This is a genomic window from Aeromonas sp. ASNIH7, from assembly GCF_002903485.1.
GTDB lineage: Bacteria > Pseudomonadota > Gammaproteobacteria > Enterobacterales > Aeromonadaceae > Aeromonas > Aeromonas caviae.
Genome location: NZ_CP026226.1, coordinates 4,120,076 through 4,133,743, shown reverse-complemented (window position 1 = coordinate 4,133,743; position 13,668 = coordinate 4,120,076). Strand labels below are relative to the sequence as shown.

At 59.2% G+C, this 13,668-nt stretch carries 9 protein-coding genes, 3 tRNA genes, 1 other RNA gene and 1 pseudogene; 5 read left to right on the top strand and 9 right to left on the bottom strand.

The genetic code is table 11. The annotated features are described in order from the left end of the window. Positions 1 to 58: 58 nt before the first annotated feature. The 5 genes from hemH to C2U47_RS19435 all read right to left on the bottom strand — a co-directional run bounded on the left by hemH (position 59) and on the right by C2U47_RS19435 (position 6,691). Complete coding sequence (hemH, locus tag C2U47_RS19460) at positions 59 to 1,033, bottom strand: ferrochelatase (RefSeq protein WP_042017278.1); 975 nt, start codon at positions 1,031 to 1,033, stop codon at positions 59 to 61. 119 nt (positions 1,034 to 1,152) lie between these two features. Further along, positions 1,153 to 1,797 carry an adenylate kinase gene (gene adk / locus C2U47_RS19455; RefSeq protein ID WP_010674422.1) on the bottom strand — a complete coding sequence of 215 codons (645 nt, stop codon included), beginning with the start codon at positions 1,795 to 1,797 and terminating at the stop codon, positions 1,153 to 1,155. Positions 1,798 to 2,035: 238 nt separating this feature from the next. Further along, positions 2,036 to 3,949 carry a molecular chaperone HtpG gene (gene htpG, locus C2U47_RS19450; RefSeq protein WP_042017279.1) on the bottom strand — a complete coding sequence of 638 codons (1,914 nt, stop codon included), beginning with the start codon at positions 3,947 to 3,949 and terminating at the stop codon, positions 2,036 to 2,038. Between the two features lie 497 nt (positions 3,950 to 4,446). After that, the gene (recR, locus tag C2U47_RS19440) at positions 4,447 to 5,049 is read right to left on the bottom strand and encodes a recombination mediator RecR (protein WP_039038914.1); all 603 of its coding nucleotides are present in this window, start codon (positions 5,047 to 5,049) and stop codon (positions 4,447 to 4,449) included. Positions 5,050 to 5,710: 661 nt separating this feature from the next. Next, on the bottom strand, positions 5,711 to 6,691 hold the full coding sequence (locus C2U47_RS19435) for an IS5-like element IS5 family transposase (protein ID WP_233735834.1): 981 nt from the start codon (positions 6,689 to 6,691) through the stop codon (positions 5,711 to 5,713). A gap of 661 nt (positions 6,692 to 7,352) precedes the next feature. Between C2U47_RS19435 and alr the strand changes: the two genes are divergently transcribed. Further along, on the top strand, positions 7,353 to 8,465 hold the full coding sequence (alr, locus tag C2U47_RS19430) for an alanine racemase (protein WP_171865750.1): 1,113 nt from the start codon (positions 7,353 to 7,355) through the stop codon (positions 8,463 to 8,465). Positions 8,466 to 8,556: 91 nt separating this feature from the next. Here the strand turns inward: alr and C2U47_RS19425 are convergent. The 4 genes from C2U47_RS19425 to C2U47_RS19410 form a co-directional block, all read right to left on the bottom strand. Continuing rightward, positions 8,557 to 8,685, bottom strand: a non-coding RNA gene (locus C2U47_RS19425) — RtT sRNA. Between the two features lie 54 nt (positions 8,686 to 8,739). Next, positions 8,740 to 8,827 (bottom strand) — tRNA-Ser (locus tag C2U47_RS19420). A 270-nt stretch (positions 8,828 to 9,097) separates the two neighbouring features. Continuing rightward, the gene (dauA, locus tag C2U47_RS19415) at positions 9,098 to 10,834 is read right to left on the bottom strand and encodes a C4-dicarboxylic acid transporter DauA (RefSeq protein WP_103261866.1); all 1,737 of its coding nucleotides are present in this window, start codon (positions 10,832 to 10,834) and stop codon (positions 9,098 to 9,100) included. Positions 10,835 to 11,076: 242 nt separating this feature from the next. Next, positions 11,077 to 11,460, bottom strand: coding sequence for a hypothetical protein (locus C2U47_RS19410; protein ID WP_103261865.1), 384 nt, complete (start codon positions 11,458 to 11,460; stop codon positions 11,077 to 11,079). A 49-nt stretch (positions 11,461 to 11,509) separates the two neighbouring features. Between C2U47_RS19410 and C2U47_RS19405 the strand changes: the two genes are divergently transcribed. The 4 genes and pseudogenes from C2U47_RS19405 (at position 11,510) to C2U47_RS22995 (ending at position 13,461) form a co-directional block, all read left to right on the top strand. After that, positions 11,510 to 11,585: transfer RNA gene (locus C2U47_RS19405), tRNA-Asn, on the top strand. Positions 11,586 to 11,587: 2 nt separating this feature from the next. Further along, positions 11,588 to 11,663: transfer RNA gene (locus tag C2U47_RS19400), tRNA-Asn, on the top strand. Between the two features lie 160 nt (positions 11,664 to 11,823). Then, positions 11,824 to 12,864 (top strand): annotated as a pseudogene (locus C2U47_RS19395) (IS481-like element ISAs19 family transposase). Between the two features lie 447 nt (positions 12,865 to 13,311). Beyond that, a complete protein-coding gene (locus tag C2U47_RS22995) occupies positions 13,312 to 13,461 on the top strand; it encodes a hypothetical protein (RefSeq protein WP_154670444.1) in 150 nt (49 codons plus the stop codon). The last annotated feature ends 207 nt before the right edge of the window (positions 13,462 to 13,668 follow it).

Sequence of the window (13,668 nt, the reverse complement as noted above, 5' to 3'; positions counted from 1 at the left end):
ACTCCTTTATCGTTGAATCCGAACGTCCGCCACGTCGGGCACCGGATGAGAACGGCCATCATGCCAGCTCGCGACAGATGAGGGAAACCATCATGCGGATATGGGCCTGATCGCTGTTGAGGGCCGGGATGTATTCAAACTGCTCGCCACCGGCGGCCATGAAGATCTCCCGGTTCTGCACCTGGATCTCCTCCAGGGTCTCGAGGCAATCCGCCGAGAAGGCCGGGCAGATGACATCGAGCCGCTTGACGCCGCGAGAGGGCAATTCGCCCACGGTCAGGTCCGTGTAGGGCTTGAGCCACTCCTCCTTGCCAAAGCGGGACTGGAAGCTCGCGGTCCACTGCTCCGGGGCCAGCCCCAGCGCCTCCGCCAGCAGGGCGGCGGTGCGTCTGCACTGATGACCATAAGGATCCCCTTCCCGCTCGTAGCGCTCGGGAATGCCGTGGAAGGACATCAGCAGATGCTCCCCCTGGCCGTGCTGCTCCCAGTGGCGACGCACGCTCATGGCCAGCGCCTGGATGTACTCCGGGTGGGCATGGTAATCGCGGATGAGCCGCACCACCGGCAGATTGCGCTCGGTTTTCATCGCCCTGGCCCAGGCGTCGAACACCGAGGCGGTGGTACTGACCGAATACTGGGGATAGAGCGGCAGCAGGATCACCCGGTTGACCCCCTGGGCCTTGAGGGCCTGCCAGCCATCGGCCAGCGACGGGGCGCCATAGGTCATGGCGAGCGCCACCGGCACCTCGACCCCTTCCCGCTTGAGCTCGTGCTCCAGGGCCGCGCGCTGCTGCTGGCTGATGACCATCAGAGGGGAGCCCTGCTCGGTCCACACCTGCTGATAGAGCTTTGCCACCTTGGGGGAGCGGGTCGGCAGGATGATGAAGTGAAGCAGGGGGCACCAGAGGTAGCGCGGCAGGTCGACGACCCGCTGATCGTGCAGAAACTGGCTGAGAAACGCCTTGACCGCCGCCGTGGTCGGCGCGGCCGGGGTACCCAGATTGACCAGCAAGATCCCGGTTTTCGTGGTCACGTTAGCATCCTGTCGTTCTGTGTCGTGGGAATGGAATGCAAGAAAGGGCCCGGTATGGACCCTTTTCTCACTCTCGTCGCCAGCCGGCGAACGGCTGCGTCCTGCCGGCCCTGAATGGCTTAACCGAGAATGGCGGCCAGTTGCTGGCTGACCAGATCCACCGGCTGGGTGCCGTCGATCTTGACGTAACGGGTGTTGCCCGCTTCCGCTTCCTTGCCGTAGAAACCGATGAGCGGCGCGGTCTGCTGATGGTAGACATCCAGACGCTTGCGCACTGTGGTCTCTTCGTCGTCGGCACGGATCACCAGATCCTCGCCGGTCACGTCATCCTTGCCTTCCACTTTCGGCGGGTTGAACACCACGTGGTAGGTACGGCCGGAGCCGGAGTGCACGCGGCGGCCGCTCATGCGCTTGACGATCTCTTCGTCCGGCACGTCGAACTCCAGCACGAAGTCCACGGTCACACCGGCATCCTTCATGGCTTGCGCCTGGGGAATGGTGCGGGGGAAGCCGTCCAGCAGGAAGCCGTTGGCGCAATCCGGTTGCGCGATGCGTTCTTTGACCAGGCCGATGATGATGTCGTCGGAGACGAGCTGACCTGCGTCCATCACGGCTTTGGCCTTGAGGCCCAGCTCGGTACCCGCCTTGATCGCCGCACGCAGCATGTCGCCGGTGGAGATCTGCGGAATACCGTGTTTTTCCATGATGAACTGAGCTTGGGTACCCTTGCCGGCGCCCGGAGCTCCCAACAGAACAATGCGCATACACGCTCCTAGTTGATTGGTTATTCAATTCTTGAGAAGGCAAAAAACTACACGTTTTCGCCCGTATTAACAAGCTCGCCCCGTGTGAGTGGCCAGATTATCACCACACTCCCGCCCCGTCTCTGCGACCAAAGACGCAGACGACGACCACGAAAAATGATTGAAAATGCAGCAGCGCACCAGAGGGGAACGGCCAAAAAAAAGCCCACTGTCATGCAGTGGGCCAATCACAATCACATCACGCCTGGAGTAGCAGACGGTTGATACGGGAGACGAAGCTCGCCGGATCATTGAGGCCGCCCTGCTCCGCCAGCTGGGCCTGCTCGTGCAGGAGGGAGACCCACTCGCCAAACAGGCTCTCATCCTCGATGGTGCCGAGCTTCTTCACCAGGGCATGGTCCGGGTTGAGCTCCAGGATGTACTTCTGCTCCGGCACCGGTTGACCGGCGGCGCGCATCAGCTTGATCATCTGGGTGCTCATGCCGTGGGCGTCGGTGACGATGCAGGACGGCGAGTCGGTCAGACGGTGGGTGACGCGCACCTCTTTCACCGCCTCCCCGAGGCTCTTCTTGACCCGCTCCACCAGACCGGCGTTGGCTTTTTCGGCCTCTTCCTGCGCCTGCTTGGAGGCGTCGTCTTCCAGATCCCCGAGATCCAGTTCGCCACGGGTGACGGAGACCAGCTGCTTGCCGTCGAACTCGGTCAGGTGGCTCATCAGCCACTCGTCCACCCGCTCCCACATCAGCAGCACTTCGACGCCCTTCTTGCGGAAGATCTCGAGGTGCGGGCTGTTCTTGGCAGCGGCATAAGAGTCGGCGGTGATGTAGTAAATCTTCTGCTGACCTTCCTTCATGCGGCCAACGTAATCCTCGAGCGACACGGTCTGGGCTTCGCCCTCGCCGGCGGTGCTGGCAAAGCGCAAGAGCTTCGCGATCTCTTCCCGGTTGGCGTAATCCTCGGCCGGGCCCTCTTTGAGCACATTGCCGAACTCGCTCCAGAACTTGGCGTACTTCTCGCCATCCTCTTTCGCCAGCTTGTTGAGCATGGTGAGCACGCGCTTGGAGCAGGCCTTGCGCAGGGAGGCGGTCACCTTGTTGTCCTGCAGGATTTCACGGCTGACGTTGAGCGGCAGATCGTTGGAATCCAGCACCCCTTTCACGAAGCGCAGGTAGGTCGGCATGAACTGCTCGGCGTCGTCCATGATGAAGACGCGCTGCACATAGAGTTTCAGGCCGTGCTTCTGCTCGCGGTTGTAGAGATCGAACGGCGCGCGGGCCGGGATGTAGAGCAGGCTGGTGTACTCCTGGGCCCCTTCCACCCGGTTGTGACCCCACAGGAGCGGGTCTTCGAAGTCGTGGGCGACGTGCTTGTAGAACTCCTGATACTCCTCGTCCTTGATATCTTTCGGGTTACGGGTCCACAGTGCAGTGGCGCGGTTGACCTGCTCCCACTCCCCCGGGGTGCCGACGATGGTTTCACCATCCTCTTCGCGATCCGGCGTGCCCTCTTTGTACATTTCCACCGGCACGCTGATGTGGTCGGAATATTTGCTGACCACGGAACGCAGACGCCAGTCGTCCAGGAACTCCTCTTCATCGCTGCGCAGGTGCAGGATGACGTCGGTGCCGCGACCAGCTTTGGTCACGTCAGCCACGGTGAAGGAGCCTTCCCCTTGTGATTCCCACTGCACGCCCTGCTCCGGCGCGGTGCCGGCGGCGCGGGAGACCACGGTCACCTTGTCGGCCACGATGAAGGCGGAGTAGAAGCCCACCCCGAACTGGCCGATCAGCTGGGAATCCTTGCCCTGGTCACCGGAGAGGTGCTTGAAGAACTCGGCGGTGCCGGACTTGGCGATGGTGCCCAGGTGCTCGATCACCTGGTCACGGGTCATGCCGATGCCGTTGTCCGAAATGGTCAGGGTCTTGTTCTCTTTGTCCACCACCAGGCGCACGCGCAACTGGCCGTCGTTTTCGAACAAAGAGGCATCGGAAAGCGCCTTGAAGCGCAGCTTGTCCGCCGCATCGGAGGCGTTGGAAATCAGCTCGCGCAGGAATACTTCTTTGTTGGAGTAGAGGCTGTGAGCCATCAGGCTCAGCAGTTGTTTGACTTCAGTCTGAAAGCCGTGGGTTTCGGCGTGAACACTTTGGGTCATCGACCAGTCCTCAAAACGTCGGGTTGAACAGATTCCCAAGCTAGATGGGGTTGGCCTTTCAAATATCAAGGGGCTTGCGTGCAAACTTGAGAGCAAATTTGCACACAAGCCCCTCGCTTGGCCCACACAGGCAACCCCCTCCCGGCCTCCCCCTTCACAAGGGGGAGGTGCACTGCCATCCCCTGTCTGGCGAGGAGGGTCAGATTGGGATCGAGCGTGGAGCCAATGGCGGGGTCAGCCTTGCTCTCCCCTGCCAAGGGGAGGACTGAGGTGGGGTTCGTTGCTTTCTCCCCTGCCAAAGGGAGGAGTGGAGCAAGATCCATTGCTCCCTCCCCTATCAAGGGGAGGGCCGGGTTGGGTTCGTTGCTTTCTTCCCTGCCAAAGGGAGGAGTGGGGCAAGATCCATTGCTCCCTCCCCTGCCAAGGGGAGGAGTGGGGCAAGATCCATTGCTCCCTCCCCTGCCAAGGGGAGGGCCGGGGTGGGGTCCGTGGTGTCTTTAGCTCAGGCGCTGGCGCCCCATCAGGGAGTGGGAGAGCGTGGTGCCATCCACCAGCTCCAGCTCCCCGCCCACCGGCACGCCGTGGGCGATGCGGCTCACCTCCACCCCGGCGGTGCGTGCCATGTCGGCGATGTACCAGGCGGTGGCATCCCCCTCGATGGTGGGGTTGGTGGCGAGGATCAGCTCCTTGATCTGCTCCTCCTTGAGGCGGCGCTCCAGGATATCGAGCCCCAGCTCCTCGGGGCCGATGCCGTCAAGGGGCGACAGGTGGCCCATCAGCACGAAGTAACGGCCGGAGAACTGGCCGGTCTGCTCGATGGCCGCCACGTCCGCCGGGCTCTCCACCACGCAGAGCAGGCCGTTCTCCTCACGCTTGGGATTGGCGCAGATCTCGCAGCGATCGTTCTCGGTAAAGGTGCGGCAGTGGCTGCAATGACCTATTTCGGTGAGCGCCCGGTTGAGCAGGGAGGCCAGACGCAGACCACCGCTGCGCTCGCGCTCCAGCAGGGTGAACGCCATGCGCTGGGCGGACTTGGGGCCCACGCCCGGCAAGACCTGCAGCGCCTTCATCATCTCATCGAGCAGGGGACTGAATTTCATGGGGATATCCTTTAAAGCCGCGCCGAAGGAGTGATTCGACCCGCTTGCCTGAAGCGGCGCCGACTCCTCCATCCGAACCTATCTTGTTGGCGCAGGACTATACCCGAGCCGGCCCCGAGCGCCAATGGCCGATCCCGCCACAGTGCCTGACGGCCCAACATCACCCCGGTCGGGGCGCAGCATTGAGCGGCAACCTCCCTTTCCCCTCTTCCCACAACCCAGATCACACCATGATTGCCAAACCAATTCCGGGGAAACCGGGAAACCCTCCCAGATTGCCCCAACTCACTCCCCACCAGCCTCCAGACAAGCCAGCACGGCCAGAAACCAGGCCCACATTGTTTGGTTTTTCTATTCGATAACCAGTTATCGTTTAACAAAACCAAACAATGAATGCCCTCTTGAGGTCCCGATTTATGACGTTGCGCCGGTTTTCAACGGCTCCCCCTTCTGTTTTTTCACTAGCCGATTAGTATGACTCACGCGACAACCAGCTCCGTTGAGGCCGTTACTAGGGAAGGTGCGAATAAGCGGGGAAATTCTTCTCGGCTGACTCAGTCATTTCATTTCTTCATGTTTGAGCCGATTTTTTCTCCCGTAAATGCCTTGAATCAGCCTATTTAGACCGTTTCTTCGCCATTTAAGGCGTTATCCCCAGTTTTTAGTGAGATCTCTCCCACTGACGTATCATCTGGTCCACCCGAAACAGGTTGACCAGGGTGAATAACATCGCCAGTTGGTTATCGTTTTTCAGCAACCCCTTGTATCTGGCTTTCACGAAGCCGAACTGCCGCTTGATGATGCGAAACGGGTGCTCCACCTTGGCCCGGATGCTGGCTTTCATGTATTCGATGTTGATGGTCGTTTTGTTCTTGCGTGGATGCTGTTTCAAGGTTCTTACCTTGCCGGGGCGCTCGGCGATCAGCCAGTCCACATCCACCTCGGCCAGCTCCTCGCGCTGTGGCGCCCCTTGGTAGCCGGCATCGGCTGAGACAAATTGCTCCTCTCCATGCAGCAGATTACCCAGCTGATTGAGGTCATGCTCGTTGGCCGCGGTGGTGACTAGGCTGTGGGTCAGGCCACTCTTGGCATCGACACCAATGTGGGCCTTCATGCCAAAGTGCCACTGATTGCCTTTCTTGGTCTGATGCATCTCCGGATCGCGTTGCTGCTCTTTGTTCTTGGTCGAGCTGGGAGCCTCAATGATGGTGGCATCGACCAAGGTGCCTTGAGTCATCATGACGCCTGCTTCGGCCAGCCAGCGATTGATGGTCTTGAACAATTGGCGGGCCAGTTGATGCTGCTCCAGCAGGTGGCGGAAATTCATGATGGTGGTGCGGTCCGGCAAGGCGCTATCCAGGGATAACCGGGCAAACAGACGGATGGAGGCGATTTCGTACAGAGCATCTTCCATCGCGCCATCGCTCAGGTTGTACCAATGCTGCATGCAGTGAATGCGTAGCATGGTTTCCAGCGGATAAGGTCGCCGGCCACTACCAGCCTTGGGGTAAAACGGCTCGATGACTTCCACCATGTTTTGCCATGGCAGAATCTGCTCCATGCGGGACAAGAAAATCTCTTTTCTGGTCTGACGGCGCTTACTGCTGAATTCACTGTCGGCGAAGGTAAGTTGATGACTCATGATGAACCCTGTTCCATGGCTCCAGATGACAAACATGATCTCATATCAGGGACTTGTTCGCACCTTCCCTTGATTAATTAACCGGCCCACATCCATGCTTCACCATCCCTGGCCACGGATGACCTGTCTCTCCGGCCGCGTGCGCCACCAAGCCGGCCACAAGCTTTCTTAGTGGCGTACACCACTCGCCGGTTCGACGAGATGCCCTCTTTAATCCGGCAGTTCCACCTTCACCCCCCATGGAGCTGGTAGCCTGCTTTTCTCCTCTGCCATGCACCTGCCCCTCCCCACACCTTGGCCAGGGGTCGGCAACCCCACCTGCACGCAGCCGGTGCGAAAAGCCGCCAACAATGTGCGAAAACGGCTCGATCCCCCTCCCGTTTTAAGGGGAAAAACCAGTGATAAATATTGCCCGATAGGGAGCCAGAGAAAGCGTTGGCAGGGAAATTTATACCGAGGAATATTCCGTATTTTGCGCATTTACGCATTCCTATTCGCCACATAATTTACCAACAAAAAAACAACTGATAACATCTTTTTACATTTTAAAGCATATAAAAAACATGATTCAGTGACCCCCGTTTGCTCGTCCCGGCAGCCAGGATCACCGGATCGGGATTGAAACCATCAGCCAACTACTCATCGAGCAGACACCCGACCCATGATGAACACAGTTACGGCCAGCATCGATATCGATGCACTCCAGCACAATTTCACCGTGGTGCGCCGCCATGCCCCCCACAGCAAGATCATCGCGGTACTCAAGGCAAATGCCTATGGCCATGGGCTGCTGCAGGTGGCCCACGCCCTCGCCCAGGCCGATGCCTATGCGGTGGCAAGGGTCGAGGAGGCGCTGGTGCTGCGTGCCAACGCCATCACCAAGCCCATTCTGGTGCTGGGAGGCTTCTTCAGTGCCGAGGCGCTGCCGCTGCTGGCGAAACACGAACTGCAAACCACCTTGCATACCTGGGAGCAGCTGGCACTGCTCGAGCAGGCCAGTCTGCCCGCCCCCATCAAGGTGTGGCTCAAGCTCGATACCGGAATGAACCGGCTCGGGCTGCGCACCCTGGAGCTGCCCGCCTTCATCGAGCGGCTGAGCCATTGTCGCAACGTGGTGCAGCCGTTCCATCTGATGACGCACTTCAGCCAGTCCGATGAGCAGGATACCCAGGCCACCCGGCTGCAGATCGAGGAATTCAACCGCCTCTCTGCTCATCTGCCGGGCGAGCGGGCCATGGCCAACTCCGCCGGCATCCTCGCCTGGCCGGCATCGCGCAGCGACTGGATCCGACCCGGCCTCATGCTCTACGGCGCCTCCCCGTTTACCGGTCAGCTTGCCGCCGACCATGACCTGCGCCCGGTCATGAATCTCAAGAGCCAGCTCATCGCCACCCGCGCCTGCCAGCAGGGCGAGGCGGTCGGCTATGGAGGACACTGGGTGGCGGATCGAAATACTACCCTCGGCGTGGTGGCCGCGGGATATGGCGATGGTTACCCCCGCATGGCGCCCGAAGGTACCCCCATGCTGATCAATGGCCGCCGGGTGCCCATCGTGGGTCGGGTTTCCATGGACATGATCACCGTCGATCTGGGGCCGGCGGCCAGCGACAAGGTGGGAGACGAGGTGACGCTGTGGGGGGAAGGGTTGCCGGTGGAACAGGTGGCCGAAAAGATAGGCACCATCCCCTACGAGCTGCTGACCCGCCTGACCAGCCGGGTCCATCTGACGCACTGTGACAAACGCGAACAGATGCCGATGTTGAAGCTGGCCTGAGCAAGCGGTCTGAGACCGGCCACAGAGAAGTGTCAAACCAGCCCTTGATAAACAAAAGGCCCCGTCTTTCGACGGGGCCTTTTGTTTTATTTGGCGGTGAGGGAGGGATGATTCGCCACTGCGTGGCTCACCCCTTCGGGGCGGCCTGCGGCCGTTCATCGCAGCAAGCTGCTCTGCTCGAACCCGGCGAGGGTTCTCACCCCCCCTCTTCGAGATGAGCTGATGACACTTCCCCAAAGCAAAAAACCGACCATAAGGTCGGTTTTTTGCAATTTGGCGGTGAGGGAGGGATTCGAACCCTCGATACGTTGCCGTATACACACTTTCCAGGCGTGCTCCTTCAGCCACTCGGACACCTCACCAAATTTTCACTGCTTGAAGTGGCTTTCGGAGCACGCTGCGCGTGCATCTTGCCGACTTCGTCGGTGGGCAGCCACTCGGACACCGCACCCAATTTTGGTCTGTGCTTTAACGTGTTCAGCCAACACGAATTCGCTGCGCCGTTGCGCTGGAACGGGGCGTAATGTAAGGGATAGGCGCGAGGCGGTCAATGCAATTTTTTATCTTTTGCCACTGTTTGCTCAATAAGCGAACCAAGTGACTAAAAATATGCCATTTCCTATCCCTTTCCATCAATTTTCAACCGCTTCGTGCAAATGTTCTCCTCGAATTGCCTCTTCCAGCGAACCGTAGAACTCCAGCTCTCCCGGCACCGGACGCACCTTGGCCCGCGCCAGGGTCTTGAGGGGCTGGAATTGCAATTCAGCCACCTTGAGACGGATCCCCGCCTTGGCCATGCGTTTTGCGAACTGCTGGAAGGCGGTGAGACCGCCAGCATCCAGGATGGAGACCGCCTCCATTTGCAGGATCAACTCCTTGTGGTCCTTCACCTGGGCAAGTAACTCGTCAAAGACCCGCTCGGCGGCGGCAAAGAACAGTGGCCCGTTGATCTTGTAGACAAGGGTCGAGGGGGACACCTCGCTGGCATAGCGTTTGTGATCCGCCAGGTTGTGCAGCCTGGTCATCTTGGCTATCTCGCGCATGAACAGCAAAGAGGCCAGGATCACCCCGAAGGTGATGGCGATGACCATGTCGAAGATGACGGTCAGCGACAGGCAGACCAGCAGCACCAGTACATCGGATTTAGGCGCCCGGCGCACCAGATCCACCACCTTGTGGGCCTCGCTCATGTTCCAGGCCACCAGCAGCAACAGGGCGGCCATGGCAGAGAGCGGCAACCAGGAGAGCCAGGGAGCCAGCACCAGGATGGCAGCCAGCACCACCAGCGCATGGACAATACCGGAAATGGGCGAGGTGGCACCGGCCCGCACGTTGGCGGCGGAGCGCGCGATGGCGGCCGTCGCCGTGATGCCACCGAAGAAGGGAGCCAGGATGTTGCCAAGGCCCTGCCCCACCAGCTCGCCGTTGGAGCTGTGCTTGCGACCCGTCATACCATCGAGCACCACGGCGCAGAGCAGGGATTCGATGGCCCCCAGCATGGCCATGGAGAAGGCGGCGGGCAGCAGCCGCTCGATGGCGGCGAGATTCCACTCCACCGGCGCCCCGTCCGGCCCCGGCAGCGCCCAGGGCATCACCAGCGTCGGCGCGATGGGGGGAATACCCATGCCCTGACTGCCGTCGGCCAAGGTATAGCTGAACTTGCTGCCGATGGTGGCGACGTCCACCCCGAACTGGTGCAGACCAAACCCGAGCCCCACCCCCACCAGCACGGCGGGCAGATGGCCGGGGACCGGCAGGCGCAATCTCGGCCAGAGCAGCAGCACCGCCAGCGTCGCCACCCCGACGAGGGTGTCCCCCCACTGCCAGCTTGGCAGGGCATGGGCCAGCGCCTGTACCTTGCCCAGATAGGTTTCCGGCATATCCAGGACCTGCAGGCCGAAGAAATCCTTGATCTGCAGGGTGGCGATGACGATGGCGATACCACCGGTGAACCCCAGGGTCACCGAGGGGGGAATGTACTCGATGAGGCGCCCGAGACGCGCCATGCCCATGGCCACCAGGAAACAGCCCGAGATGAGGGTCGCCATCAAGAGACCCCCCACGCCAAATTGCTGGGCCACCGGGTAGAGGATCACCACGAAGGCGGCGGTTGGGCCCGAAATGGAGAAGCGGGATCCCCCGGTCACGGCGATGACGATGCCGGCGATGATGGCGGTATAGAGCCCGTGCTGGGGCGGCACCCCACTGGCGATGGCCAGTGCCATGGCAAGGGGAATGGCGATGATGCCGACCGTGATGCCGGCGATGAGGTCGCGGCCAAAGCGCGCCACGCTGTAGGGTTCGTCAATGCAGGATTGGCGCAATGCGATGGCCAGCTTCACGCCTTGTAAGGAAGCTTGATTGTGCATGTCTAGGGTAATACCAGAAGAGGGAGACAAAGGCCGGGGTGAACCGGCACCCGATCATCATCAAGGGCCGGCAGAGCTGTCGACGCGGCGATGGTATCCAGAGCAACCATACCCGAGCCGGCCCGATAATTCGATGGGCAGGATCAAGAAATGGCCATTACCCCGCATTATTGTCATCGATAGCTCGCATATCGCCGATTTTCCCAGCCATCCCTTCATTTCTATGCTCATCTTTCGGCTCATCACGAGCCAGCATCTTCCCCGCCTCCCTCGCCCATCACCTCGGAGGCAAGCCCATCGACAACCGGTATATCGCCGATTTCCCCTGCCATTCCCTTAATCGATCCCTGGTCATCGCGAACCGGCATCTCCCTCGCATCCCCCACCACCTCGGAGGCAAGCCCATCGACAGGGGCGACATCGCCGATATTCATCGGTTCCCACCATGATCGGCTCATCCATTGCCCCGCACCCTCCAGGCCGGGGCGCGCCTTCACGGCCAGCTCGACCGTGGCCGCTGGCGGAAGCATCTCAAGCTGCTGATTGTGCTGAAAATAGTCCACAGCGCCCAAGTTTTGGGCAAACGGGCCGAAAAGCCCTTTTTCCGTGGAGTGGCGGGTTGACACCCGTTCGGGGGATCATTAATATCCGCTGCGTCTCGACGAGACAGGCAATTCCTCCTTAGTTCAGTCGGTAGAACGGCGGACTGTTAATCCGTATGTCACTGGTTCAAGTCCAGTAGGAGGAGCCAATTCCCTCGTAGTTCAGTCGGTAGAACGGCGGACTGTTAATCCGTATGTCACTGGTTCAAGTCCAGTCGAGGGAGCCATCTTCTAAAGCCCAGTCTCAGGACTGGGCTTTTTCGTATCTGTCTCTTCATTTGTATGGAGATGGTATTCACCTGACAGTTGCCCACAAAAGGGAGTGGTCATACGGCTTCAAACCGGATAACAAAACGGTACCCCTACCGTGTTATCTGGAGTCATCGTATGACCACCAACGAGAAAGTAGCACGTCGTAAACTCAGCTTGCTAGAGCTCGCCAAAGAGTTCAATAACGTCAGCAAAGCCTGCAAGCTCATCGGCTACAGCCGTCAGCAGTTCTACGAGATTCGCCGTAACTACCAGACCTATGGCGCCGAGGGCTTGCTCGACAAACTCCCCCGGCTGTAAAGGGGCTCATCCCAACCGGGTCGCTCCCGAGATTGAGCAAGCCATCCTCGATTACTCTCTCACCAGACCAACCCATGGCCCGCTGCGGGTCGCGCAAGAACTGGCTCTGCAAGGCATCAACGTCAGTGCGGGCGGTGTGCGTGGCGTGTGGCAACGTCACGACTTGCTCTCCAAGCATGACCGCTTGTTGCGCCTCGAGAAAACCCATAGGGAACAGACGATTGAGCTCAATGACGAGCAGATCCGCCTGCTCGAGCGCTTCAGCCCCGAGTTTCGCGAACGCCAAATTGAGGTTCACTACACCGGGGAACTGGTGGCGGTCGACACCTTCTTCATCGGCGCACTCAAGGGGGTAGGCAAGGTGTATCTGCAAACCGTGCTGGACTGCTACAGCCGCCACGCCTGGGGACGGCTCTACACCAGCAAGCTGCCGGTGACCTCGGTTCATGTGCTCAACGAAACGGTCCTCCGTTCTTCGAAGCCCATGAGGCTCGGGTCTATACCATCTTGTCGGACAACGGGCGCGAGTTCTGTGGGCGCCCTGACCATCATCCCTACGAGCTGTTCCTGCAACTGGAGGGGATTGAGCACCGGACCACCAAGGTACGCAGGCCGCAGAGCAATGGCTTTATCGAGCGGTTGCACCGCACACTGCTGGATGAGCACTTCCGTATCAAGGGGAGGACGACCTGGTATGAGTCGGTAGAACAGATGCAGACAGACCTGGATAGCTACCTGGAACACTACAACACCGAGCGGCCACATCAGGGCAGGATGATGGAGGGTCAGACCCCCTACAGCATGTTCAAGAAGGGTCTGAAATTGATACCGAAGGAAGTGCGCACTAAAGTAGCGTAAACAAGACACCGGTTTGAGGCCGGTGTCAGGTGATAACTAGATCTGTACACCTCTCCTGACGTAGATTTCCCCTGAAAAACTCTCCGGTCACAGCTTCCGGTCTTTCTGCTAGGAAACCATGGGGATGTTCAGACCGGAACTTGTTGCACTGGCGTGGAGATAATGCAGATTGAAAGATGGAGGCGATCACGAAGAGCAAGGAAAAGGAATGGTTAGTGAAACAGACCGGGGTCGTTCTGGGGCATATCCGGTCTTTGTGGATGTAGCTGAGTTTGCCAAGAGTTGTGCAAAGCCGCATCGATGCCGACGCGGTGACGGGTCGTCACGCCGACGCGATCGTCGGCAACCTTCACTGGAGTTAAGCTCAGCCGATACTTTGAGTTTTACCCCGACTCTTACAGAAACGAACCCATTGCAGCTTTCTGGTCTTCGACACCATTTGTTGCAATGCAAAAAGGTGATGAGATTGCCCCCTATGCTTGGCCTAATGGTCATGAGGGTAGTTATACAAATAAGGATATTGTTAAACCAGGTTGCGTACTTGATGTAACAGGAATTCGTCATTTAATGATGACGGCAGCTAAAGACCATATTTGACAAAGCATCAGTATTAAGGTGGTCTAGAAGGATAACGCTTAATATAAATAGTTATATTTTCAAAAACTAAATATAGCTCCATCCTTACAATGAAGATGTCCAGACCTGAGCCACTAAGGGCATATCCGATCTTTTTAGCTTGGGGCAGTATTGCCAGAGGTAGCGGGAAGTTTCGTCGATGCTGACGAGGTATCTATTTTTCTGTTT